At 41.4% G+C, this 24,283-nt stretch carries 23 protein-coding genes; 16 read left to right on the forward strand and 7 right to left on the reverse strand.

What is annotated here, in order from left to right; translation table 11 throughout:
- Positions 1 to 248: 248 nt before the first annotated feature.
- Positions 249 to 476, reverse strand: coding sequence for a hypothetical protein (locus BW986_RS25935; protein ID WP_076372228.1), 228 nt, complete (start codon positions 474 to 476; stop codon positions 249 to 251).
- On the reverse strand, positions 476 to 796 hold the full coding sequence (locus BW986_RS25940; RefSeq protein ID WP_076372230.1) for a YbjQ family protein: 321 nt from the start codon (positions 794 to 796) through the stop codon (positions 476 to 478). The genes BW986_RS25935 and BW986_RS25940 overlap by 1 nt, the downstream gene beginning before the upstream one ends.
- Before the next feature lie 863 nt (positions 797 to 1,659).
- On the opposite strand from BW986_RS25940, the gene BW986_RS25950 reads away from it, so the two are divergent.
- The 5 genes from BW986_RS25950 to BW986_RS25970 all read left to right on the forward strand — a co-directional run bounded on the left by BW986_RS25950 (position 1,660) and on the right by BW986_RS25970 (position 7,871).
- Positions 1,660 to 2,775, forward strand: coding sequence for a GerAB/ArcD/ProY family transporter (locus BW986_RS25950; protein ID WP_076372234.1), 1,116 nt, complete (start codon positions 1,660 to 1,662; stop codon positions 2,773 to 2,775).
- A gap of 320 nt (positions 2,776 to 3,095) precedes the next feature.
- The gene (locus tag BW986_RS25955; RefSeq protein ID WP_311316578.1) at positions 3,096 to 4,913 is read left to right on the forward strand and encodes a sensor histidine kinase; all 1,818 of its coding nucleotides are present in this window, start codon (positions 3,096 to 3,098) and stop codon (positions 4,911 to 4,913) included.
- A complete protein-coding gene (locus BW986_RS25960; RefSeq protein WP_076372236.1) occupies positions 4,885 to 5,631 on the forward strand; it encodes a LytR/AlgR family response regulator transcription factor in 747 nt (248 codons plus the stop codon). The genes BW986_RS25955 and BW986_RS25960 overlap by 29 nt, the downstream gene beginning before the upstream one ends.
- Before the next feature lie 141 nt (positions 5,632 to 5,772).
- Positions 5,773 to 7,566, forward strand: a complete 1,794-nt coding sequence (gene cstA, locus BW986_RS25965; protein ID WP_076372238.1) for a carbon starvation protein CstA — start codon at positions 5,773 to 5,775, stop codon at positions 7,564 to 7,566.
- A gap of 149 nt (positions 7,567 to 7,715) precedes the next feature.
- Positions 7,716 to 7,871 (forward strand): DUF1540 domain-containing protein, encoded by a 156-nt coding sequence (locus BW986_RS25970; RefSeq protein ID WP_065310844.1) that lies wholly within the window; start codon positions 7,716 to 7,718, stop codon positions 7,869 to 7,871.
- A 411-nt stretch (positions 7,872 to 8,282) separates the two neighbouring features.
- On the opposite strand, the gene BW986_RS25975 is transcribed toward BW986_RS25970, so the two are convergent.
- The 4 genes from BW986_RS25975 to BW986_RS25990 form a co-directional block, all read right to left on the reverse strand.
- Positions 8,283 to 8,933, reverse strand: a complete 651-nt coding sequence (locus BW986_RS25975) for an O-methyltransferase (RefSeq protein WP_076372240.1) — start codon at positions 8,931 to 8,933, stop codon at positions 8,283 to 8,285.
- Positions 8,920 to 9,255 carry a hypothetical protein gene (locus BW986_RS25980; protein ID WP_076372242.1) on the reverse strand — a complete coding sequence of 112 codons (336 nt, stop codon included), beginning with the start codon at positions 9,253 to 9,255 and terminating at the stop codon, positions 8,920 to 8,922. The genes BW986_RS25975 and BW986_RS25980 overlap by 14 nt, the downstream gene beginning before the upstream one ends.
- A 169-nt stretch (positions 9,256 to 9,424) precedes the next feature.
- Positions 9,425 to 9,868: a MarR family winged helix-turn-helix transcriptional regulator gene (locus tag BW986_RS25985; RefSeq protein WP_076372244.1), complete on the reverse strand. Its 444-nt coding sequence runs from the start codon at positions 9,866 to 9,868 to the stop codon at positions 9,425 to 9,427.
- Between the two features lie 130 nt (positions 9,869 to 9,998).
- Positions 9,999 to 11,090 carry a low temperature requirement protein A gene (locus BW986_RS25990; protein ID WP_076372246.1) on the reverse strand — a complete coding sequence of 364 codons (1,092 nt, stop codon included), beginning with the start codon at positions 11,088 to 11,090 and terminating at the stop codon, positions 9,999 to 10,001.
- Positions 11,091 to 11,319: 229 nt separating this feature from the next.
- Between BW986_RS25990 and BW986_RS25995 the strand changes: the two genes are divergently transcribed.
- Together BW986_RS25995 and ycaC are read left to right on the forward strand one after the other, a co-directional pair.
- Positions 11,320 to 11,880, forward strand: a complete 561-nt coding sequence (locus BW986_RS25995) for an NADPH-dependent FMN reductase (protein ID WP_076372248.1) — start codon at positions 11,320 to 11,322, stop codon at positions 11,878 to 11,880.
- 175 nt (positions 11,881 to 12,055) lie between these two features.
- Complete coding sequence (gene ycaC, locus BW986_RS26000; protein WP_076372250.1) at positions 12,056 to 12,694, forward strand: isochorismate family cysteine hydrolase YcaC; 639 nt, start codon at positions 12,056 to 12,058, stop codon at positions 12,692 to 12,694.
- Positions 12,695 to 13,400: 706 nt separating this feature from the next.
- Here the strand turns inward: ycaC and BW986_RS31005 are convergent.
- Positions 13,401 to 13,535, reverse strand: a complete 135-nt coding sequence (locus BW986_RS31005) for a hypothetical protein (RefSeq protein ID WP_260320997.1) — start codon at positions 13,533 to 13,535, stop codon at positions 13,401 to 13,403.
- A 448-nt stretch (positions 13,536 to 13,983) separates the two neighbouring features.
- On the opposite strand from BW986_RS31005, the gene BW986_RS26010 reads away from it, so the two are divergent.
- The 9 genes from BW986_RS26010 (at position 13,984) to BW986_RS26050 (ending at position 24,261) form a co-directional block, all read left to right on the forward strand.
- A complete protein-coding gene (locus tag BW986_RS26010; protein ID WP_076372254.1) occupies positions 13,984 to 16,050 on the forward strand; it encodes a BglG family transcription antiterminator in 2,067 nt (688 codons plus the stop codon).
- On the forward strand, positions 16,047 to 16,313 hold the full coding sequence (locus BW986_RS26015; protein WP_076372255.1) for a PTS sugar transporter subunit IIB: 267 nt from the start codon (positions 16,047 to 16,049) through the stop codon (positions 16,311 to 16,313). The genes BW986_RS26010 and BW986_RS26015 overlap by 4 nt, the downstream gene beginning before the upstream one ends.
- A gap of 17 nt (positions 16,314 to 16,330) precedes the next feature.
- Entirely contained in the window at positions 16,331 to 16,597 is a 267-nt protein-coding gene (locus tag BW986_RS26020; RefSeq protein ID WP_076372257.1) for a PTS sugar transporter subunit IIB, read from the forward strand.
- 31 nt (positions 16,598 to 16,628) lie between these two features.
- Positions 16,629 to 17,897, forward strand: a complete 1,269-nt coding sequence (locus tag BW986_RS26025; RefSeq protein ID WP_076372259.1) for a PTS ascorbate transporter subunit IIC — start codon at positions 16,629 to 16,631, stop codon at positions 17,895 to 17,897.
- 120 nt (positions 17,898 to 18,017) lie between these two features.
- The gene (locus BW986_RS26030; protein WP_081395812.1) at positions 18,018 to 18,863 is read left to right on the forward strand and encodes a Cof-type HAD-IIB family hydrolase; all 846 of its coding nucleotides are present in this window, start codon (positions 18,018 to 18,020) and stop codon (positions 18,861 to 18,863) included.
- Positions 18,864 to 19,563: 700 nt separating this feature from the next.
- Positions 19,564 to 20,589 (forward strand): LacI family DNA-binding transcriptional regulator, encoded by a 1,026-nt coding sequence (locus BW986_RS26035; RefSeq protein ID WP_076372261.1) that lies wholly within the window; start codon positions 19,564 to 19,566, stop codon positions 20,587 to 20,589.
- A gap of 244 nt (positions 20,590 to 20,833) precedes the next feature.
- Positions 20,834 to 21,601, forward strand: coding sequence for an SDR family NAD(P)-dependent oxidoreductase (locus BW986_RS26040; RefSeq protein WP_260320998.1), 768 nt, complete (start codon positions 20,834 to 20,836; stop codon positions 21,599 to 21,601).
- A gap of 35 nt (positions 21,602 to 21,636) precedes the next feature.
- On the forward strand, positions 21,637 to 22,824 hold the full coding sequence (locus tag BW986_RS26045) for an iron-containing alcohol dehydrogenase (RefSeq protein WP_081395814.1): 1,188 nt from the start codon (positions 21,637 to 21,639) through the stop codon (positions 22,822 to 22,824).
- 3 nt (positions 22,825 to 22,827) lie between these two features.
- The gene (locus BW986_RS26050) at positions 22,828 to 24,261 is read left to right on the forward strand and encodes an aldehyde dehydrogenase family protein (RefSeq protein WP_076372359.1); all 1,434 of its coding nucleotides are present in this window, start codon (positions 22,828 to 22,830) and stop codon (positions 24,259 to 24,261) included.
- Positions 24,262 to 24,283: the final 22 nt, after the last annotated feature.

Below are 24,283 nucleotides of genomic sequence, written 5' to 3' on the forward strand. Positions count from 1 at the left end.
TAAAAAAATTGATTGGAGCGGGTGTACTAGACTCCTGCTTAGAAAAGTGTGTCCAAGGGAGACCCTGCAGGCGCAAAGGCGCCGAGGAGGCTGCCGGACCGCCCGCGGAAAGCGAGTGCCTGGAGTGGACCCTTAAAAAATGTAGACAACTTTTCATCGAAGGATTAACACCTGCTCAAAAGTTAGGAATTGCATTTGATTCAATAAATAAAAAGCCACGTTTTTGTAAAAATCGTGGCTTTTTATAATCATTTTTCCTTTTTATAAAAGCGTTCACCCGTATCAGGATTATAATACACCCTTGTTTTTTCTCCAGTCACAGGGTCTATATTTATTTCATCTGTCGATTGAAATCCATCAGGAACTTTTGCACCGTGATTGCGTCTAAACCGTTTATCATAGATAAAGTATCCAAGTAAAATGCATAAGATAACTATAACAATTTGTAATATATAGTACCCTATGATGAATTTCATTATATCTTCTCCACAATGACGGCGGTTCCATATGCAACAATTTCGCTCATATTTGTACCGATTTCCCCAGAATCATATCTCATCATTACAATTGCGTTTGCTCCCATTTCATTGGCATTTTTTATCATACGGTCCATAGCTTCTTTTCTTGAATCTTCAAGCATAGCTGTATATTGCTTGATCTCCCCGCCTACTAAGGATTTCAACCCTGCCATGATATCGCCGCCAATCCCTCTGCTTCTTACAATTAGACCAAAGGTAGGTCCTTTTACTTCTACAATTTTGTAACCTTCAATTTTTTCTGTGGTAACTACCAACACATTAATCGCCTCCATAAAATTTCTTTAGAATCTCCTGAACTGAAAGTAAGTCCACAATATCATTTATATCTATGTGCTGTGCAGCCTTATACTCTTTTTTACATTAGCCATTGTGTTACTTTCATAATGATTACCTTTTTATCAAGCACAAAAATAATACCATTCCAATTTTAACATAATATAAGCTTATCCTTCTTATACAATAGGAAGTTCACTTATTTAACACGTAGCATATTTCGGGTCAATATAAAAAATCCCATTTCGTAGAAAAGAAATGGGATTGAATTTTGATTTAATTATTATTTGTGTGTAGATTCATGATGCAAATGGGGGCGTTTCCCGATAACTAGCCTTTTCGCTCCCGCAAAGGTAATTTTGTAAGCGGGCATGTTTTGAATAGTCTTTTTTCAAAAAATGCCCTTTATTTCATTACATAATTATTTTATTTAAATGGATATATTTGCATCCAGGGTGAAACCATAACCGTAACATTCATCTTACCTGTTTTATGTCTAACTGGCTGCGGGAACAGCAATTCGAGATTTGGAAGTGAATGTGACCTTTAAAGCAAAGATGATAACCAGAATCCTTCAAAAAGAAATCGAGGAGTAAAATCAATGTGGGCAATGATTGGAACAGTGTTTACTGGAGCTGTTATTTCATATTTCGAATTACCTCAACTTATTAAAAATAAATGCTGGAGGGAAATCTCCGTTTATATTCTATTGCTTTTAGTTGGCATGACGTTGAGTATTTTATTAATTAAAAATATTACCATCCCTAATCCCTTAGACTGGATAACAAAAATTTATAATCCCTTCACATCTTTCATGGAACGGATACTGTCTTAGGGGGGACTGATCATGCTCGAGAAAGGAAAAATTAGCTCCGGGGAATTTCTTATATTGGTCATCATATTTACGATAGGAGGTTCGATACTTAATGTACCTGCTTTACTTGTCACGTTAGCAAAGCAGGATGCTTGGATTTCCTATATCATGACTACGCTCATCAGTTTATGTTTTGTATTCTTATATAATAAATTAGCCTCTATTTATCCATCTAAAACTTATGTCGAAGTTAATGAAAAAATATTGGGGAAATGGGTTGGGAAAATCTCGGCACTGCTCTTTCTTTTTTATATTTTATACCTTTTGTCTGCTTTATTGTATGAAATAGGGAGTTTTTCAACGACACAAATTTTGGTTGGAACGCCTATCGAAATGATCATGGTTCTTTTTTTATTGACAAGCATAATCGGTGTACGCTTAGGATTGGAAGTCATCAGCCGAACTGCATCAATCTTTTTCCCTTGGATAGTTTTTATGCTTTTCATGTTATTTTTACTTCTTATCCCTGAGATCAAATTAGAACATATACAGCCTATTTTCGACGACGGCATGAAACCAATTATTAAGGGCTCATATCACATTTTGGCACTCCCGTATGTACAGCTCGTTTTCCTTTTAATGATCATGCCATATGTAAATGAAAAGGATGAAATGAAAAAAAACTTTTATCGGGGAACATTATTGGGAGGCATGGTTCTATTTTTGGTGATCATTTTCAGTATCCTCGTATTGGGTATTGATATAACAGCACTGCAAAACTATCCTTCTTATAGATTAGGAAAGAGGTTGAGTGTTGGTAATTTTTTGGAACGTATTGAAGTCATTGTAGCCTTCATTTGGATTCTTTCCGTGTATTTCAAGCTAACGATTTGTTATTATGGAATGTCTCTGGGGTTAGCACAAGTACTGGGATTAAAAAATCACAAAATTCTTCACTTCCCATTAGCATTTATCATTCTTGCCTTCTCCATCATTACACATCCAAATACAGTACATAGTCAAAATTTTACTTTAAAAGCATGGACGCCATTTTCCTTAACCATTTGTTTTCTGCTCCCGGTGATATTGCTAGTGATTGGACTATTGAAAAAAAAGCGTTCCATTTCAAAGGCGACCAAAGGATGTTAAATGCAGCTTTTGGTCTAATAGCTTCATCTGTAAGGAACCTCCATGACGAAAAACTTGTTAAATGTCTACCTGAGGATGGTGACTCGGTCCTATATAAACGAATCAGTGATTTCCTTCTTTTGAAAAAGCCTTGGTATTGATAGGCTTTTTTTTGAATGATCATACCGGGATTGAACCAACCACAGCATTCTAATGTTCCCCATGCTAGCTGAAGGCGTATATCCCAAATGTAACAAGATTATATGGAGGTTCCATGTTCTTGGATTATCGGAGTTAATCGTAAAAACAAAATTCGACAAGGATTTCATGGCTGGTGTAAGATGAATGAAAAAGCCAGAAATGGGGTGAATGCTTTGGTTGATTTATTACCGTCGCTGTTTGAAAAAGTGGGCATCATCGTAATTGCCGCATTCCTGCTTTCTTATATGAAACCGTTTCGGCAAATGATAGGCCATGAACATGAAATGTCAAAGAAAATCATGTTTATCGCACTTTTTGGAACGTTTGGCATCATAAGTAACTATACAGGGATCGAAATCGGGATTCATGCCATGCCAGAGGGGAATTGGCATGCTGAGATTGCTCCCGATAACGCGATTGCCAACACAAGAATCATGGGCGTGGCCATCGGCGGTTTGCTGGGAGGTCCATTTGTTGGGTTGGGAGTAGGTTTGATTGCGGGGCTTCACCGTTATTTTCTCGGGGGTTTTACGGCGGGGGCTTGTGCAATCGCTGCGATTTTGGCTGGGGTTTTATCGGGTTTTTTGGGGAAAAGGCGGCGAAAGCATGGGACGATCACCCCTTGGTTTGCCCTTCCCATTTGCATGGCATTGGAAGCGATCCAAATGGGCATCATCCTGGTGACGGCCAAACCATTTGAAAGGGCGTGGGAGCTCGTACAAGTAATCGGACTGCCCATGATCATCATCAACGGGTTCGGGACTTTACTATTCATGCTCATCATTCAGTCGATCACGAGGGACGAAGCACGGACGCGGGCCGTACAAACCAATCTTGCGTTCCTGATTGCAGATCAAACTTTGCCCTTTTTCCGGCAAGGTCTGAATCAAACTTCATGCAAGAGAATAGCCCAAATCATCTTGGGGCTGACTGAGGCCGACGCCGTGGCCATTACCAATGAACATAGCGTACTTGCCCATGTGGGTGCTGCGTCCGATCACCATGTCCCAAAGGTGGGAATAGCGACAGGCTTAACGAAAAAAGCCCTTGAACAAGGGAAAATCATCGTGGCCAAAACAAAAAAGGACATTTATTGTTTTCATGATCAATGCCCATTGCAAGCGGCAGTGGTCCTGCCGTTGCAGGTCCAGCAGAAAACGGTCGGGACTTTGAAGATGTATTTCAAGCATCCGGATAAATTAAGCCAAGTGGAACAAGAGTTAGCTGAAGGGTTGGCCAAACTATTTTCCACTCAATTGGAACTCGCTAAAGCGGAAATGCAAACGAAATTATTGAAAGATGCAGAAATTAAGGCCTTACAGGCACAGGTCCATCCTCATTTTTTATTCAATGCAATCAATACGATATCCGTTCTTTGCCGGACGGATGTCGAGAAGGCAAGAAATTTATTGCAGGAGCTCAGTGCGTTCTTTCGTTCTAATTTACAAGGGGCCCGACAAATACTGGTGCCGCTGGAAAAGGAATTAGAGCATGTTAACGCATATTTATCACTGGAGCAGGCGCGTTTTCCAGATAAATATCATATCGACTATCGCATTGAGCCAAGGCTTAAGGAAGTTCTCATCCCCCCATTCACGTTACAGCCACTTGTTGAGAATGCGGTACACCATGCATTTCCACTTCTGAAAGGCAAAGGTGAAATCATCATTCACGCATACTTTAAAGACGGTACGATGCGCATTGCTGTGGAAGATAACGGAAAAGGGATTCCAAGCGGGAAAATAGATGAATTGGGTAAGCATGCTGTAGAATCGACTAAGGGTACAGGAACGGCCCTTCATAATATCAGTGAACGGCTGGAAGGGATCTATAAAGGACAGGCCAGCCTCTCGATCGCAAGTGAACCGGGGCACGGAACACAAGTGAGAATATCAATACCACTCAACGAAAAAGGAGCATATGTCAACGATGATGAAAGCATTTATCGTAGAGGATGAACCACTGGCAAGAGATGAATTGAAATATCTATTGAAGAGAAGCAGGCAAGTTGAAGTCGTGGGTGAGGCCGAGGGGATAGAAGATGCCATGAGGGATATCTCCCGCCTTAAACCTGAACTTGTCTTTTTGGACATTGAGCTTGCAGAAGGCAATGGCTTGCATTTGGCTAAGCAATTGGCGGAACTTGACCCCGCACCTTCGCTCATTTTTGCGACCGCTTATGATGAGTTTGCCCTCCAGGCTTTCGAGTTATATGCATTTGATTATCTATTAAAGCCATTTAATGAAAAAAGGATTCGCCAAACATTGGATAAGCTCATGAAGCAGCGGCAAATCGGGAAAGGCGAATCCAGGACAGCACCTCCCGCCAGCCGTACGGCGGTGGAACAGACAGGTAAATTGGCTGTAGTGATAGATGATCGTATCGTTTTGATTGACCGGGATCATATTTTGTTCATAGGACTCATGGAAGGAAAGACGATCATTAAAACCGAAGAAACAGAATATAAAATCGGTGAGCCCCTCATCGTGCTTGAAAGGAAGCTCGATAAGCGCTCATTTTTACGGGTGCATCGCGGTTTTATCGTGAATGTCATCCATATATCTGAAATACAGCCTTGGTTCAACTCGACTTATAATCTCATTATGAGTGACGGATCAAACATTCCGGTAAGCCGCACATATGTGAAGGAACTAAGGCAGCTTATCGGTTTTTAAAAATTTTCATAATTCTGCATTTTACCTTCTTCATATTGCAGTCCATCCCCCGATATCTGCATTATAACTTGAAAACCCATTGAAGCCGCTTTCATTGTGATATCATCATTTTACGATGTAAGAAATAGAGGGGGTTCAAATATGAATGCGGTTACAATTGTCATAGGCTCCATTTGTATATTAATGATTGCCTACCGTTTATACGGGACATTCATAGCACTCAAAGTATTAAAACTCGATGATTCGAAGCCGACTCCGGCCCATAAATTAGAAGATGGAAAAGATTATGTTCCAACAAATAAATGGGTGGCATTCGGCCACCATTTTGCAGCTATTGCAGCGGCTGGTCCTTTGGTGGGTCCGATCCTTGCTGCACAATTCGGCTATTTGCCAAGTTTATTATGGCTTTTAATCGGGGCTGTAATCGGGGGAGCCGTCCATGATGCCGTCGTGCTTTTTGCGTCGATGCGGAAAGACGGCAAATCCCTTTCGGAAGTTGCAAAAGAAGAACTTGGACCTGTAGCAGGCTTCTGTACAGGACTCGCGATGCTTTTTATCATTACGATCACGATGGCGGGACTTTCAATGGTCGTTCTGCATGCTTTGGAAAATAATCCATGGGGGACGTTTGCAGTCGGGATCACCATTCCCATCGCCATGGGAGTAGGGCTTTACCATAAAAAAACCGGCAATCTGAAAGGTGCGACCATCGTCGGTTTTGCGCTTATCATGGCCGCGATTTTACTTGGTCCGAACATTCAAGGAACGGCACTTGGTGACTTATTGACACTCGAGGCGAGTACACTTGCCATCATTTTGCCGATCTATGCTTTCTTCGCTGCCGCATTGCCAGTTTGGCTGTTGCTGGCACCTCGTGATTACTTGAGTACATTTATGAAAATCGGTGTATTTGCCGCATTGATTATCGGTGTTTTCGTGGTGAATCCAGAAATCCAGTTCCCTGCGTTTACCGAATTCATTAATGGCGGGGGCCCGATTGTAGCCGGACCCGTTTGGCCATTCATTTCAATAACCATCGCCTGTGGGGCGATTTCAGGATTTCATGCATTTGTCGGATCAGGCACAACTCCAAAGATGTTAAACCGTTGGAGTGATATCAAATCCGTCGGTTTCGGGGCGATGCTTGTGGAATGTGTCGTTGCCATCATGGCATTGATTGCTGCGGTTTCGCTGCAGCCAGGGGATTATTTTGCGATTAACTCCTCACCTGAAGTATTTCAAACATTAGGTATGGAAACCGTACACCTTAACGAACTCAGTGAAGAAATCGGCATTAATCTGGAAGGAAGGACAGGCGGGGCAGTTACACTTGCTGTCGGCATGACCTATATTTTTACCGAAATCCCCTTCTTTGACAAACTGGCTTCATTTTTCTTCCAATTCGTCATCATGTTCGAGGCGGTGTTCATATTGACCGCAATCGATTCAGGGACACGTGTTGCCCGTTACTTAATCCAGGACTTCTTCGGGGAGTTCTATAAACCATTAAAAAGGGTCGACTGGCTGCCGGGTAACATCTTTGCCAGCGCGTTAGCCTGCTTTATATGGGGATACCTGCTTTACTCTGGGGATATTAGTTCGATCTGGGCACTCTTTGGCGTATCCAACCAGCTCATGGCCTCAATTGGACTCATCATCGGTGCGACCGTCGTATTGAAAATTGCAGACAAACGCTGGTATATGTGGACATGCCTTGTACCCCTTGCCTATTTATATGTAACGGTTAATGTAGCAGGGTACTGGATGGTCAGAAACGTATACCTGAACCCGGACTCTGCAGGATTCAGCATCTTGAACGGAATATTATCGATCACCATGTTAATCCTGGGCTTGATCATTCTGGTTGCCGCCTTGAAAAAATGGCGGGAGCTTTGGAAAATCCCTCAGGCAGAACTACTGAAAAGATCAGCATGAACATAAAAATCCGGGCGGAAACTGCCCGGATTTTCGTTCGTTGCGGCCCTCAATATCATTTTCCTTAAAATTAGACACAAAAACCTGAAAAAGGAAAGTATCAATAACCCCAACTTTGTTAATGATAGCAAATGAGGAGGTGTGATAAGATGGCAAAAGATGTTCTATGTGAAGTGAATAATTGTAAATATTGGGATTCTGGAAACAAATGCAGTGCTGATGCTATTTATGTTGTAAGTCATAAAGGGAATCAAGCATCAAATAGCAAAGAAACGGATTGCAAAACATTTGATCCAGAAATTTAAATCATCGGGGGTAACCATCAACTGGTTACCCTTCTTTCTTTTTATTATTGATAATAAAAATCATTTTCATTCAAGATTATAGAAATTCATTTCATTTTTCTTCATGAAAAGGATATTTGGGCGATAAATACGAGAGTATGATCGATAAATTCGAAAGTTTGGGCGATATATTCAAAAGTTTGATCGATTTCCACGTGAAATCGGGCGAAATCCTCGAGAATTCACATATTACTCGTGAGTTTGAGCAAATTACTCGTGAATTTGAGCACATTACTCGTGAGTTTTGCTGTTTTACTCGTGAATTCGTACATTACTCGTGAAATTGAGCACTTTACTCGTGAGTTTAAGCAATTTACTCGTGAAAATGGGCACTTTACTCGTGAATTCGAACATTACGTAAATTTAGCTGTTTTACTCGTGAATTAGAGCCTTTACTTTTGAAAGAGTCAGCCCATCACCGATCGGAATGAGCATGGATTCCAATTGAGGGTGTTTGGCAACTTTTTCATTGAATGCCTTCATGAATGCAGTGTGCCGTTCAGGTTTGGCATCCGGATTTGCGACACTGCCCCTTGCAAGTACGTTATCCATGACGATTAAAGCACCCGGTTCCGCCAGCTTAATGCAATATTGCAGGTAATTTTCATAATTGTCCTTGTCGGCATCTATAAAGAAAAAATCAAATTTCTTGTTATCACGTACGAGTTTTTCAAGGCTTGGCAGAGCTGCTCCGGTCATATATGATACTTGATCGCCAAAGCCGGCTTTGGATAGATTGTGATAAGCTAACTTTGCGTATTCCTCCTTTAATTCAAGGGAGGTTAATTTTCCTTCGCTGCCGAATCCCCTGGCAAGGCAGATCCCGCTATAGCCCCCAAGAGCGCCTATTTCCAAAATATTTTTAGCTCCTGAAATGGATATGAGAATTGTAAGAAGTTTCCCAGATGAGGGGGATACCGATATGGACGGCATTCCGTTTTCTTGTATGGACGTTATGACTTCTTCCAAAAGGGCATCTTTGGTATAAAACAACGAATCGATATAACTGTTAATTTGTTTCATTCATTTCCATTCCTTTCTCACCGTTATCGGATGTTTCCTTTTCTTCACTTTTCTTATCGGCTGCTTCATTTTCTTGTATTTCAAATAATTGAATGAATTCGTTGATTAACATATCGATGGCTTTTAATTCACCGACTAAGATTTGATTAATGGATTGAAACTCTGGTTTATCTAACTGTTCCTTAATGGTTGAACGTTTAACATTCATCATTTCTAAAAAAGCAAGGGCCCTTCCGCGGCGAAACGTTTTTGGGCCACGATGGTGTGAACCATGGTCTTTTCCTTTGTGATGGCCATCCCTTTTGAGTTTTTCATTTCTCATGTTAAAACCTCCTTCTGTGTATACATATGTATACATTTTTTTGTTCTGTGTTAAATGTATACATATGTATACAAAATGTCAACTGATAATAGAATGGAAAAATCAAAATGCAGTTTATAAAATAACAAAGATAAAAAAACAGATCACCATTCTAGCAGGTGATCTGTTTTCATTTTTGAACTTTACTAAGTAAATCCAAAAGCTGCTGCTTTTCCGCCTCATTCAAGTTGGCAAACTGTGATGCTTGAAAATGCTCTTGTTTTGGAACAACTTCATGAAAAAATTCTTTTCCTTCCTCTGTCAATGAAAGGTATTTTGTTTTCCATTCCTGTTCCCGTTTAATCAATCCCAACTCTTCCATTTTCCTTAATAGTTGAGTGATATTGCCTTTTGTCACGAACAGCTTGTTTGCCAGTTCTTGCTGAGACAATCGTTCATGTGAACCCACTTGGACCAAGATATCGAATTGGGCTGCCGATAGATTCCATTTCTTTAAATGTTGATTGGATTCCCGGATACTCTGGTTATATATTCTTGTTATTCGGAACCATAACATTAAACCTAGTCGTTCCTCATTAGTAGATGCGGAGGGATTCGTTGTGTTTTCTTTCATGAATGTCACCTCATTCTTTCTTCGTCACAATCAGTTTATGAATAAACCAATATGGTGTCAAATGCAAAAAAATCCATCTTCAAATTAAAGAAACCAGTATTATCGATTGATACTGGTTTCGATTCCTTTATTATGTGGTCGTTAGTTTAGCAAAGATGATAAAAAACAGTGTTAATTCGCCTATTATCACAATATTCGGTACCCCGACAAACAAATTAAAAATAAAAAAGACTGCCAAAATCCCTAAAAATAATCCTAAATGATATATTTGCAACCGCTGATGCTTATGTCTATATTGGTGGAAAACAAAAGTGGTTGAAATGAAATAGAGCAATACGGAACCAAAAACAAAATATAGGATAAATGAGTAATGGACCTCATGTAAAAACAATAATCTGATGGCTGCTGCAATCATGCTAATGGACATTAAAATAAACAGATGACCGTAAATGATGATTTGGCCGGAAGATTGTACAGACTTGTCGACCTTTTTCTCCATGTTATCGAAATATTGCCACCACATAGCTATTATCAGGGCAAATGAAATGATGGAAAAGGCTATCGAATCCCAATTTCCTTGTTTAGGTTGTATGACCGCAAGAGTGCTCACAAGAGCTTCCCCAAAGAGAATGATGGTGAATAGACCAAAGCGCTCCAACAAGTGGGCCGTATTTGTAGGAACCTTTTCCAAGCACTTTCTTCCAAGGATTGGGATGATGATATCGATCAGGATGCCCAAATACAGCACAGCATAGCGAAGCCAAGAATCAAAAAGGACGGAGAATAATGAAATGACGATCCCAACCCAAAAATACCTTCCCAAAAAGAGTGCTGCCTTTTTTCGAACTCCCTCTTCTATCCGCTGTACAACAAGATATTGGATGGCCGTCACGGCTCTTAAGCCAATATAGCCAATTAAAAAAGAAAGATAATAATGATCAAAATCAACAGATAAGCTCGATGTCATAATTAGGACAAAAAACATTTGCAGTATCAAAAATAGCCGTTGATGAAATACATCCTTTCCAAACCGGTTAATAAATATGGTTTGCCCTACCCAAGCCCACCAGATAGGAATAAAAATCAACACGAACTTAAACAAATACTCCAGATGGATATATCCATCTTCAACATGCAGTAAAACATGAGTGGCGCCCGCAACGGCCGCCACAAATAACAAATCATAAAAGAGCTCTAACCATGTAACTTTCTTTTCATCCATTTCCGCACTCCTCCCAATCGCCTTATAGTTTATAGTATGTTGTAAATATTCAGAAAATGGAAGGGGGACTTTGGTACATGCAATTTTTGAGTTCATGATCAATTTTAGGAAGTTCTTTTTACCCAGCTATTATGTTTTTCCATATTTAGTGATTAGGAATAACGTCACTTTTTTGCCGTTGGTATATTATGGTACTATAGGAGATGATTTCAAAATGGGAGGGAAGTAGATGACCAGAACCATCGGCCTTATTTGCGGCAGTTTACGGGAAAATTCTTATAATCGAATCATTGCTCAATCATTGACAGATATGGTTGATTCTTATCAATTTCGCTGGATCGAAATTAATGATCTTCCGTTGTTTAACGAAGACTTGGAAATAAGCGGCGTTCCAGAAGCAGTGACGTCATTTAAATCCGCCATTCAGGACGTTGACGGTATCATCATCGTAAGCCCAGAGTACAATTCCGGAATACCTGGCGTATTAAAAAATGCATTGGACTGGGCATCAAGACCTCGGGAGTCCGCTGTACTTACCAAAAAACCAGTTGGCCTGATCGGAGCTACCCCTGGTGGAATGGGCACTGCATTTGCTCAAATGCAAATCAGGCAAATACTGGAGGCCATGCAAGTTCATGTTCTTCCATTTCAAAAAATGCTGATATCGCAGGTACATAAAAAGATTGATTCTGATCGTAAAGTGCTTACTGACGATCAAACGAAACGTTATCTCGAGCGTTATTTACAACAATTCATTCATTGGATCAATCACACTCCAGTACTAGATTAATTAGCAATAATCAATGAATCTTACTATATATATGATTGACAGGTTATAAGTTTATAGATAAACTTAAACAACAATCAGTTAAGTTGTAAACTGATTGCAACCAACGAAGAGGTTGGGGGGATTTCCCTACATATGAACTTTCTTCGATAGCTTTAATAAAAGGGGGACTTTAAAAATGTCTGATCTCTATTCTCGTATTTCCAAAGATGATGCTGCCGTTCTACTAGTGGATCATCAAACCGGTCTTATTTCAGGGCTAGTGCGTGATTATGGTGTTGATGAATTCAAGAATAATGTTATGGCTCTTGCCAACACCGCTAAGTTTTTTGATTTGCCAGTCATTTTAACAACGAGCTTTGAAAACGGGCCAAACGGACCGCTCATGCAAGAATTGGAAGAACTATTTCCTCACGCACCAAAAATAGCTCGGCCTGGACAAATTAACGCATGGGATAATGAAGATTTTGTTAAAGCAATCGAAGAAACTGGAAAAAAACAACTAATCATCGCGGGCGTGGTTACGGATGTCTGCGTTGCTTTCCCGGCACTTTCCGCTTTGAACGCTGGTTATGAAGTATTCGCTGTCACGGATGCTTCTGGAACAGTCAGCAAACAGGTGGCTGATGCGGCTTTAGCGCGTATGGCCCATGGCGGTGTGCAGCTTATGAACTGGTTTAGCGTAGCGTGCGAATTACAACGTGATTGGCGCAACGATGTCGAAGGTTTTGGTGCTTTACTTTCCAGCCAGCTTCCTGGTTATCAAAATATAATCGGAAGCTATAGGGGAGCTCAGCGCGATTTCAGCAAGATATAAAGATAACTTTACTTGTGTCCTTATACAGAACAAAAAGGTTTCGGAATGTTCTCATTCCGAAACCTTTTTAATTTTGGCTCTTTTCGTAAAGATTGTTGTTTTTAAAAAGAAACGATTTAAGAAACGATTTAAGGTTGATTGGAGCGGAAGTGCGAGACTCCTGCGGGAGCAGCGGGACAGGTGAGACCCCACAGGCGTTTACGCCGAGGAGGCTCACCGCCCGCCCCGCGGAAAGCGAGCATCTGGAGGGGAAATCAACCACACCGCTTTACTTGGTAAATAGCAACAAAGTATGCGAATAAGCAAGAAATATTGTTTGAAGGAACTAGCGAGGAGCTTCACTTTAATAGTGTTGAAAACGATAACTTCATCATTTCAACAGTATCAGATGCAGAAGTAAAGATTAATAAATCAATAAATCATTTGGAAATTTATGGTGTGAATTTGTCTGAAGATGAATAAATAGAACTCTTTAATATGTTAATAATGAATATATTTCCGATAGTGAATACTTCGTCTCAGCAGAAAATGAGGTTATAGAAATGGCCTCAGCTAATGCCCGTTTTAAAAGATCCAGATAACAACGGGCAGCGTGTTTATTATGGACATCAAGAAAGGCTGTTTGTTCAATTAAAGCGCCCTTTTATGGAAAAAATCATTGTAATTAAAGTTTAGCTGGGGCACCTTATTGACAAAAGTCATAGATTTATTTATTTTTATTTTCTAATTCCTCAACTCTCCTTTCCATGTTCTTTATTTCTTTGATTGAGTGAAGGGCGAGCCCTAAAGCTATTGTACCTAAAGTGAATGCTGGAAAAACAAAAATAGCAAACCATTCCATCCTTTAATAACCTCCCTAAAAGAACTGTGAAATTCTATAAAGACAAGGCACGTAAATTACAAGTAGGAAAAACAAGTGTGATTTATCAAAAAAGTGCTAAGTAAAATGGTAATCCGGAACTTACTTGTGATTTATAAACAGGTCCTGTTGGCATATTTCTTAATAGTATAAAAAAAGTGGTGGACGTTTAATCTCAAAACTGTCACCACTTTTTTGTTTTCTTTTAAGGAGTGTATGCAATTTCATTTTAATAATGCATACACCACTTTTAATTCACCCTCCAGGTTCTCGCTAGCCCCTTTTCTGTTAGGCTGAATGGTAATAAGGATTGTGCACAAATGTTTAAAGAGTATATTATTGTGCAGTGCCTATGACAACATTCGGACTTAGAAACGCTACATTTTTAATAAGAAGTGAGATATCGTAGAAGCAGGGAGAGGGATTGAGAATGTTTTTAGATGAAAGAAGCGCCAATTTACTAAAACTATTACAGCATTCGCCCATTTCAAAAATGAAAGAACTTGAAGCCCAAACAGGTCTGACGAGAAGGCAAATCCAATATGGTCTGAGCAAGGCGAATGACTGGCTCCAATTTCATGGATATCAACCGATTCAATATAATCGTGAAATGGGCTACTCCTTTTCTGAAACGATCAGGGATGAAGAATTGAATGTAAAACTGACAAAACGCAATTATATATTTTCAGAGACAGATAGGGAAAAAGTTTTTTACCTCTTGATCCTGTTAAGTCCAGAAGAATTGTCCGTCTATCATTTCCAGACGATCACCGGGCTTTCGCGTAATACGGTGTTGAAGGATTTAAAAAGACTTAAAGAGAAAAACAGTGACATATCGCTCAAGATCCAGTATTCCAAACAAGATGGCTATGTGGTGATTGGGGAAACCCGAGTAAAGAGATATATCATTGAATGTCTTGTGCATGATGTACTGAACAGTCCCAATAGTGAATTGATCATGGAGTGCATATGGGGAAATCATGAGAAGCAAATCAACTCGATCCGGGTACAGCTTGAAAGGATCGAACGTAAATTAGGCATCACCTTTACGGATGAACGGCTTCATGAATTGAGCTATTTATTTTTATGTACAGATCAGCTCATAGGAAAAGGGGAAGAGTTACAGGCAGACCAGAGCTGGGCGCCGTTTGTTGCGACGGAAGAATACAAAATGGTTGAGGAAATGACCAGAACGAATGCCTTTCGATCAGTATGGAGCGAAACCGAAAACTTATACGCAACCTTACATTTACTGAGCATGAATCGAACGAAGGATATTTCGCCTCTTAAGGATGATGAAGCCATTCAGCACCTTTTGCAGGAAATCGTGGCAGAGTTCGAGAGGCTGGCATTTGTTCACTTGAAAGACAAAGAACAGCTATGCCAACAATTATACGTTCATTTTAAACCGGCATATCATCGCCTGCGGTATGGTCTCCCGCAAATGAACCCGATGACGGGACGGGTGCAGAAGGTCTATCCTGAATTGCATCATTTGACAAAAAAATCCCTGTGGGTGTTGGAGAAAGAAATTGGCTGTCCGGTATCAGAAGAGGAAGTCGCATACTTCACAGTCTATTTTGGCGGATGGCTGCGCAGGCAAGGGACGACATTGGATGATCGAAAACGGGCAATTGTCGTATGCCCGAATGGCATTGGTATCAGCAATATCCTCATTTATACATTGAGGGAGTTATTTCCGGATATATTGTTCCTGGACGTTCTGTCCGTTAGAAATGCGGCTGAATACCCACTGTCGTACGACCTTGTTTTTTCAACGGTGCATATGAGAACAAAAGCGGCATTATTCGTTGTACCGCCCATTTTGGAAATGCAGGACAAACATACATTGCGCCAGCAGGTCATGCAGGAATTATATGGATATACGACGGAAAGTGTGGATGTAGCAGCTTTATTAAAGATCATTTCCAAGTATGCAACCATCCATGAACAGGATCAGCTTGAAAGGGCTTTGAAGTCGAATGTGTATACCCATACACCAAAAATAACCCAATTTTCTTTAAAGGAGGCAGAGAAGCCTGTGTTAGAAGAACTGCTCAATATGCAAACGATTCAATTACAGCCGCATGTTTCCGATTGGAAAGAAGGCATTCAAGTCGCGGCCAAGCCTCTCGTGGACTTAGGAACCGTAGAAGAACGGTATGTGGATGCCATGATCGAGGCAATAGAAACGAATGGACCATATGTAGTGATAACGCCTGGAGTGGCGATTCCCCATGCGCGTCCGGAGCAGGGGGTCAGGTCTTTATCCATGAGTTTGCTGAAATTGGATGAAGCCGTGGACTTTGCGCCGGATAAACCGGTACGCCTGATAATCATTTTGGCGGCCGTGGATAACGATTCGCACCTGCGGGCATTGATCCAGCTCACTCAATTATTGAATGAACCAGCCAATATAGAAGATATTTTAAGCACTTCAGATAAATCGGTCCTTATGGAGTACGTTCATAAATATTCGAAGGAGGAAGCGGAATGAAAATCATGGTAGTATGCGGGAACGGATTGGGAAGCAGCTTCATCATGGAGATGAATGTAAAGAAAGCATTGACGGAAATGGGGAAGACGGCCGAGGTGGATCATACGGATCTGGCATCCGCAAAAACGGTTCAGGCGGATATTTACCTGGGAGCGGCGGATATTGTCGGTCAGCAGGATGATGGAACCCGGACGATCGTTACATTGGAGAACATGATGAGCATCCCTGAAATCAAATCTAAATTGGAAATGCATGTAGGATAAAAAAAGGAGAGATTGATATGAAGAAAATCATGGTAGTATGCGGAAACGGATTGGGAAGCAGCTTCATCATGGAGATGAATGTGAAGAAAGCGTTGACGGAAATGGGGAAGACAGCCGAGGTGGATCATACGGATCTGGCATCCGCAAAAACGGTTCAGGCGGATATTTACCTGGGAGCGGCGGATATTGTCGGTCAGCTGGATGATGGAACCCGGACGATCGTCACACTGGAAAACATGATGAGCATTCCTGAAATCACATCGAAATTGGCTTCACATCTATAAGAAGAAAACATAAAGAAGAGGGGGAGAGGCAATGCTGGAACTTATCATGAATGACATCTTGGGTACACCTTCCATACTTGTGGGGCTGTTTGCCCTCATCGGCCTGCTGTTACAGCGGAAATCCAGTGCGGATGTTGTATCTGGAACGCTAAAAACCGTCATGGGCTTCATTATCATTGGAGCGGGAGCGGCAGTGCTCATTGGCGCCCTTGATATATTCAGTAAAATGTTCGATCATGCATTCAATGTACAAGGCGTCATACCGAATAACGAAGCCATTGTCGCAGCCGCCCAAAGTGATTTTGGGACTTCGACTGCACTAATCATGGTTTTTGGTATGGTTGTCAATGTTTTGCTGGCTCGTTTCACGCCATTTAAATATATATTCTTAACGGGACATCATACCTTATTCATGGCTTGTTTACTTGCAGTCACGCTTTCGGTCGGCGGGCTTAACGGATTTCCGCTTATCTTGGTCGGTTCCATTCTATTGGGAGTATGCATGGTGATGTTCCCAGCCCTCCTTCAGCCATACGTACGGAAGATTACCGGAAGCGATGATTTTGCCATCGGCCATTTCGGGACAATCGGATATTTTGTATCCGCGACTGTTGGAAAATGGTTTGGAAATAAGGAAAAAACGACAGAGCAAATCAAGGTTCCTAAATCTTTAGGATTCCTGAGGGATACATCAGTCGCTGTATCGCTTACGATGACGATGTTCTTTGTGATCGTCGCATTGTTTGCGGGACAGAACTATATTGAAACGGAATTATCCGGCGGTTCGAACTTCATTGTATTCTCTTTCATCCAGGCGATAACATTTGCTGCAGGAGTCTACATCATCCTTGCAGGGGTACGGATGTTAATTGCTGAAATCGTCCCTGCATTCAAAGGGATTGCCGATAAAGTCGCGCCGAATACAAAACCTGCATTGGACTGTCCGACCATCTTTCCATTCGCTCCAAATGCAGTGATTATCGGGTTCCTATTCAGTTTCTTGGCTGGACTATTATCCATGTTCCTCCTTCCGGCACTTGGATTGAAAGTAATCGTTCCGGGGCTCGTACCGCATTTCTTCACCGGAGCTGCAGCAGGTGTATTCGGAAATGCCACAGGAGGCAGACGCGGAGCGATGCTTGGATCCTTTGCCAACGGGCTCATCATTAGTTTCCTGCCGGCAATACTCCTGGTCTTCTTGGGGGATGTAGGGTTTGAAGGAACCACATTTGGTGATTCGGACTTCGGTGTGGTCGGTCTCTTGATCCTAAGCGTCATGAAACTTTTAGGATTATCCTGAACTGTTATACTGATAAGGTAAAGAAACAAAAATAAATGAATGAAACCAACAGCCTGGGATCTTTATAGATAATGGGCTGTTGGCATTTTCATCATCATTAGGATTTTTGAGGTGATTTACATGACCAACAAAGCTATTGTGCTCGATTTGGATGGCACGACATTGAACGAAAGAAATACTGTGAACGAGACGCTGGAACAATACATAGGCGAACTCAGGGAAAGAGGTAAGCTGATTTTCATTGCAACAGGAAGAACGCTGGAAGAAGTGAGGGACGTTTTGCCGTCCGGCATGAAAGCCGATGGAATGGTGACCGCCAATGGAATGTCCGTATTCATCGGAAAGAAACAGATTGTCGAACACGCCCTGCCGACCGAACTTGTGGAGGAATTGGTCGCCAAAGCAGGAGCGGAAGAGATTTTTTACGAAGTTCATCCGAATGATGGAACACGGATGGCATTACTTAAAGATAAAGACTATATGGTTAAACAAGGTTTGATGCCAAAGCCTGATACAGTCGATGAAAATGAATGGCTATCAAGACAGGATGCAGTGGAAGATAAAATAAGATGGTCAGAACAACTGGATATAAGCAGCGTAGCCAAAATCTACTTCTTCAGCAATGAAATGAATACGATTCGAAAATGGAAAGCGGAATTGGGGAAAATCAAGCAGCACAATGCCTTTACCACAGCTTCCTCCACCCATCATAATGTAGAAGTGACTGTGGAAGGCATCACAAAAGCAACAGGCGTTCAACTGCTGCTGAAACATTTCCAGCTGGCACCGGAAAATATCCTGGCAGTAGGCGATGGCGAAAATGACCTCCCGCTATTCCAACTCGCCGGAAATTGCGTTGCCATGAAAAACGCCACGGACCTGGTCAAAGAACAGGCCGATGAAGTGACGGAGCATTCATATCGAGAAGATGGACTGTATCGCTTTTTAAAGGGAATGTTTCACTAAGATAACCCTGGAAGGCAAGAAGAGCCAAACTGGTTTGTAAAATTTGAACGTTGATTTCCACTTCAGGCACTCGCTTTCCGCGGGCGGTCCGGGAGCCTCCTCGGCGCTCTTGCGCCTGCGGGGTCTCCCCTGGACGCGCTTTTCCCGCAGGAGTCTCGTACCTTACGTTCCAATCAACTGGATTGTGGTTTAAAGAAAAAACTGTAGTCAGGTCTCATCCCGAACCATGATAGTAAAGCAAGACTTGATGATTCTTAATGTATTTTCTGGTTTTATGAAACCCTCAATGGATGGAAGAAATTTGCGACACTCCTGCCGAATAACTGGCTAGCCGAGACCCCACAGGCGCTTGCTTTGATGAGGCTTGGCAGACAGTCGGCGGAAAGGGAGCGGATTTCTGAAATCTACTCCGAACGTTTCTTAAAATTGTATGCATGTCCACAGTCTGGAGCCCATCTTTAAAGATGGGCTCTTCTTTCTATAGGAAGCTAAGATAAGAAACAAAGGCTGATTCATTCCTCATATTTTGGGAAAAGTCCAAGCTGACGCAACTCAGAACCCAAAACAGTTCCATAACTGGAAGTAAAATTTTAAATATTATGATATATTAAAGGGAAATCATAATGTTTATATTGATATAAGTACGTTATTTTAGTTTCCTAGGATAACAATTTCTAGACGTAGAAAGGATTAATGAAGCATGAAGAGAGTGACGACAGAAGATGTTGCAAAAATAGCGGGTGTTTCGCAATCAACAGTTTCCAGGGTGTTGAATGATTACCCCTATATTAAGAAAAATACGCGTGACAAGGTTCTTGCTGTAATCAATGAGCTGGGATTTACAAGGGATGAAATTGCCAGAAGCCTCGTAGAAAAAAGAACCAAATCAATAGGGTTGATATTAGGGAGCATTTCAAATCCATTCTTTGCCGAAACGGCGGAAGTCATCATAGAAAGGGCACAAGAATTAAAATATGATGTCATCGTTTACAACACTGGGCATAAAGATGAAAACTTGGAACAAGCCATTAATTTGCTGATTGGCAAAAGGGTAGAGGGAATCATCCTTACAAGCGTTAGTAAAAATTATACTGATAAAATCAAGAAGCTACATGATAATGGATTCCCCGTATTATTATATAATAGTTTCCTCGATATCAAGGACGTTAACTTTATCGTAATGGACAATAATAAAGGTGCCAGGCTCGCTGTTCAGCATTTAATAAAATTAGGACATAAAAAAATAGCGAAAATATCCGGCCCATCCAAATACTTGGCGACTTATGAACGAACGGTGGGTTATAAAGAAGAATTGATGGAGAACGGGTATGAAATTGATGAAGATTTGATTTTCAATAGCGAATTTTCCTATGACAAGATTTATTCATTTACTAAAAAACTGTTGAAAAAGAAGGACAGGCCGACTGCAATCATTGCCGCATCCGATCAGATGGCTCTCGCAGTCCTGGATGCAGCTTCAAGCTTGAATTTGAAAATCCCTGCTGATTTATCCGTTGTCGGGTTTGATAATATAAGATTGTCCGCTAATGAATTTATAGGGCTGACCACAGTATCCCAACAAATGGATCAAATGTCTTTAACAGCTTTGGAAAAATTAATCTACCTCATAGAAAATAAAGAAACATCATCTTCATCCATACAAATTTTCCTTAAGCCTGAACTGATGGTCCGTAAAACAACAGGGCCAGCCCCCAAACAAGATTAAGGGTAAAGGCCGGTTTTGGATTGGACCTTAAGTGTTTTAACACTCCTTTGAAAGAAATCGGTCATTTTTAAAAATTTTGACTTAATCTTATTTTTACTATTTACAAAAGTCAGAAAGTTGTTTATATTTTAACTTGTAATCGCCAACAAGCATTTTGTTTAATTTTGAATACGTATTCAAAATTAAAATGCAAAATGCCTGAATGTACAAAAATCGCCTCGATGAGGTAAAGATAGGTGATAGATTGGATATAAATCATTTATTTAATTTAAGCGGTAAGGTGGCCATCATTACAGGAGCAAGTAAAGGAATCGGGAAAGACTTAGCCCATTTGCTCGCGCAGGCTGGAGCCGATATAGCGATAGTTGCCCGCAATGAAGAGCAACTCGAAGAAGCGGCACATGAAATCGGGCAAACCGGTGCAAATGTTTTACCCGTTTCATTTGACTTAACAAAGGTTGATGAAACGGCGGGAGTAATGGAGGGAATATACAAGCACTTCGGTAAGATTGATATTTTAATAAATAATGCAGGAATAAACGTGGCAAAGCCAGCTGAAGTGTTGACATCGCAAGATTGGGATACAGTGCTGGACATTAATTTAAAAAGTGTATTTTTTACGAGCCAAGCTGCAGGGAAGTATATGATCGACCAAAAAAAAGGCAAGATCATAAATATGTCTTCGCAAATGGCATTCGTCGGTTATTACAAACGGGCTGCATACTCCTCCAGTAAAGGAGGCATTACACAACTGACGAAAGCGCTTGCTATAGAGTGGGCTCCGCATCAAGTCAATGTCAATGCCATTGCTCCAACCTTCATTGAAACACCGATGACAAAGCAGATGTTTGAAGAGGAAACGTTCAAAGATGAAGTATTAAGCAGGATTCCGCTTGGCAGACTTGCTAAAACGGAGGATTTATTTGGCGGGGTGGTATATCTGGCATCAGATTGTTCAGATATGATGACAGGTCAAACATTGGTGGTTGATGGCGGTTGGACTGTCTGGTGAGTTTTTTTGAATACGTATTCAAAGGAGGGTGAAAAATGTCCGCTGCTCAAAATGTAATTCATGATTTTCGAATGCCGACAGTTTTCCGGGTTGGTGTTGGGGCATTTACGACGTTAGTAAAGGAAATAGAAGAGCTGGGAGCAAAGAAGGTTGCGATTGTAAGTGACAAAGGTCTGGAAAAAGTGGGCGTTGTTCAAAAAGTGTTGGATCACATTATGCCCCTTTCCATACCAACCATCACATATACGGAGATTTCGGGAGAGCCGACGTTTCAGCTGTTGACGGATGCTGTACAAACGTTGGATGCAGAAAAATGTGATTTAATCATCGGAATCGGCGGGGGAAGTGCGCTGGATGTAGCAAAAGCAAGTAGTGCTTTATGCGGGAAAGGCGATATAACAACTTATATAAACGGCGAAAAAGTGGTTGAATCGAGAACGGTCAAATGCATTCTTTTGCCGACAACTTCAGGAACAGGTTCGGAAGTGACGATGAATGCCATTTTCGGTGATGAAGAGCAGCAAGTAAAAAGAGGGATCGTAAGTCCGGTATTCCTTCCTGATGTAGCGATCATCGATCCGGAATTGACCATTTCCTGCCCGGCACGGGTTACCGCGGCATCAGGGGTGGACGCCTTTACACATGCTATTGAATCGTATATTGCGATCAAGGCTACACCACTTACGAAAGTTTATTCAGAGAAAGCGATGAAACTATTTCCTGCGAACATTACGAGAGCTGTCCATAACGGAAAGGATTTAAAATCTCGAACCGGAATGAGCTGGGTAAGCTCGTTAGCGGGAGTGGCTCTAGCAAATGCAGGAGTTGGAGCGGTACACGCTCTGGCATATCCGCTGGGCGGTAAATATCATATTGAGCATGGAGTCGCAAATGCCCTTTTAATGCCATTTGTTTTCGAAGTGATTGGGAAAACATGCACGGAAGAAATGATGGAAGTAGCGTCCTTTTTACAGCTGGGTGATTTCAAGGCACAACCAAGCGAAGCGCTAAAGGCAGTTGTTGATTATATGTATCAGCTTCTGGAAGATCTTGATTTACCTACATCGTTATCAGAACTTGGGATTGAAGAGGACTCATTACCGATGCTGGCGGAACAGGCTGCAAAAATTGATCGCTTGCTTTCGAATACTCCTTATAAGCTAAATGAACAAAAGATTCTCGGAATCTACCAAAGCGCCTTTAAAGGAAGGGTGGGAAACTGATTGATCACGACCAATTCAGATAAAAAGAGATTTTACATTGGCGGGGAGTGGCTGGAAGGAAATGATCATTACGATCTTCGGTCTCCTTATTCCGGAAAAGTGATTGCGCAAGTGCCTTTGGCAGGAAAGGAAACCGTTCTAAAAGCGATAGAATGTGCTCAACAAGGTGCAAAGGAAATGAAAAAGTTAACGGCCCTTGAGCGCTCAAATATATTGGAACGTGCAGCAGGAATTTTTAAGGAAAGACTTGAGGAGCTTGCCTTAATACTCGCCAAAGAAAATGCTAAGCCCTTGAAAGCTGCAAGAGGAGAAATTTTACGCACGATTGAAACATACAAGTTTGCAGCAGAAGAGGCAAAACGGATCCATGGTGAAACGATTCCGATGGATGCCGCTAAAAGTGGCAAAGGCCGTTTTGCTTATACAAAGCGTGAACCGCTAGGCATTATTGCGGCCATCACACCATTTAACTTTCCATTTAATTTAGCGGCACATAAACTTGGACCTGCGTTTGCAGCTGGCAACTCAGTCATTTTAAAGCCAGCTTCACAGACTCCGCTTAGTGCATTGGCTGCAGCCGAAATTTTTGAAGAAGCAGGTTTACCTAAAGGCGCCCTGAATGTTGTCACAGGTAAAGGAAGCGTTGTCGGCGATGTATTGGTCACTGATCCGAGAATTAAAATGGTTACATTTACAGGAAGTGTCGAAGTCGGGTTGGCGATCAAAGAAAAAGCGGGTTTGAAAAAGGTGACATTGGAGCTTGGTTCAAATTCAGCTGTCATTATTGACAATGCTGATGACTTGGATGCCGTTGCACTGCGCTGTACAGAAGGTTCCTTTGCCTATTCAGGCCAGGTTTGCATCTCTGTCCAACGAATTTATGTACAGGAAGCTTTATATGAGGCATTTTTGCAAAAGTTTATAGAAAAGACGAAGAAGCTTAAATTTGGAGATCCGGAATCAGAAGATACAGATCTTTCCGCGTTGATCACCATAAATGAAGCAAAACGAGTGGAAGGGTGGATCGAATCGGCTAGAGAGGCTGGTACGGAAATCGCATATGGCGGTCAAAGAACAGGTGCAGTCCTGCATCCTACCATTATCAAAAATGCAGGGCCAGCACAGGAAATAAGCTGCCAAGAAGCATTTGCCCCAATCGTTTCAGTGAATTCCTATGGAACATGGGATGAAGCGATCGACCTAGTGAATGATTCATTATACGGCCTTCAAGCAGGTGTATATACGACTTCGATGCCAAAAGCTTTTGATGCTGTTGAAAGGCTTGAAGTCGGAGGTGTCATCGTGAATGACATACCATCCTTCAGGGTTGACCAAATGCCATATGGCGGTGTGAAAAACAGCGGAACTGGCAGGGAAGGTGTTAAGTATTCAGTCGAGGAAATGACAGAATTAAAACTAGCCGTCTTTACTCTCTAATTAGATATGTCATCCAAATGGA

The organism is Peribacillus simplex (genome assembly GCF_900156045.1).
In the GTDB taxonomy this organism is placed as follows: domain Bacteria; phylum Bacillota; class Bacilli; order Bacillales; family DSM-1321; genus Peribacillus; species Peribacillus simplex_D.

What these genes read in the sequence shown, in the direction of transcription:
- BW986_RS25935 (WP_076372228.1), bottom strand. Translation starts at nt 476, where the DNA reads ATGAAATTCATCATAGGGTACTATATATTACAAATTGTTATAGTTATC.
- BW986_RS25950 (WP_076372234.1), top strand. Translation starts at nt 1,660, where the DNA reads ATGCTCGAGAAAGGAAAAATTAGCTCCGGGGAATTTCTTATATTGGTC.
- BW986_RS25955 (WP_311316578.1), top strand. Translation starts at nt 3,096, where the DNA reads ATGAATGAAAAAGCCAGAAATGGGGTGAATGCTTTGGTTGATTTATTA.
- BW986_RS25960 (WP_076372236.1), top strand. Translation starts at nt 4,885, where the DNA reads ATGATGAAAGCATTTATCGTAGAGGATGAACCACTGGCAAGAGATGAA.
- cstA (WP_076372238.1), top strand. Translation starts at nt 5,773, where the DNA reads ATGAATGCGGTTACAATTGTCATAGGCTCCATTTGTATATTAATGATT.
- BW986_RS25970 (WP_065310844.1), top strand. Translation starts at nt 7,716, where the DNA reads ATGGCAAAAGATGTTCTATGTGAAGTGAATAATTGTAAATATTGGGAT.
- BW986_RS25975 (WP_076372240.1), bottom strand. Translation starts at nt 8,933, where the DNA reads ATGAAACAAATTAACAGTTATATCGATTCGTTGTTTTATACCAAAGAT.
- BW986_RS25980 (WP_076372242.1), bottom strand. Translation starts at nt 9,255, where the DNA reads ATGAGAAATGAAAAACTCAAAAGGGATGGCCATCACAAAGGAAAAGAC.
- BW986_RS25985 (WP_076372244.1), bottom strand. Translation starts at nt 9,868, where the DNA reads ATGAAAGAAAACACAACGAATCCCTCCGCATCTACTAATGAGGAACGA.
- BW986_RS25990 (WP_076372246.1), bottom strand. Translation starts at nt 11,090, where the DNA reads ATGGATGAAAAGAAAGTTACATGGTTAGAGCTCTTTTATGATTTGTTA.
- BW986_RS25995 (WP_076372248.1), top strand. Translation starts at nt 11,320, where the DNA reads ATGACCAGAACCATCGGCCTTATTTGCGGCAGTTTACGGGAAAATTCT.
- ycaC (WP_076372250.1), top strand. Translation starts at nt 12,056, where the DNA reads ATGTCTGATCTCTATTCTCGTATTTCCAAAGATGATGCTGCCGTTCTA.
- BW986_RS31005 (WP_260320997.1), bottom strand. Translation starts at nt 13,535, where the DNA reads ATGGAATGGTTTGCTATTTTTGTTTTTCCAGCATTCACTTTAGGTACA.
- BW986_RS26010 (WP_076372254.1), top strand. Translation starts at nt 13,984, where the DNA reads ATGTTTTTAGATGAAAGAAGCGCCAATTTACTAAAACTATTACAGCAT.
- BW986_RS26015 (WP_076372255.1), top strand. Translation starts at nt 16,047, where the DNA reads ATGAAAATCATGGTAGTATGCGGGAACGGATTGGGAAGCAGCTTCATC.
- BW986_RS26020 (WP_076372257.1), top strand. Translation starts at nt 16,331, where the DNA reads ATGAAGAAAATCATGGTAGTATGCGGAAACGGATTGGGAAGCAGCTTC.
- BW986_RS26025 (WP_076372259.1), top strand. Translation starts at nt 16,629, where the DNA reads ATGCTGGAACTTATCATGAATGACATCTTGGGTACACCTTCCATACTT.
- BW986_RS26030 (WP_081395812.1), top strand. Translation starts at nt 18,018, where the DNA reads ATGACCAACAAAGCTATTGTGCTCGATTTGGATGGCACGACATTGAAC.
- BW986_RS26035 (WP_076372261.1), top strand. Translation starts at nt 19,564, where the DNA reads ATGAAGAGAGTGACGACAGAAGATGTTGCAAAAATAGCGGGTGTTTCG.
- BW986_RS26045 (WP_081395814.1), top strand. Translation starts at nt 21,637, where the DNA reads ATGTCCGCTGCTCAAAATGTAATTCATGATTTTCGAATGCCGACAGTT.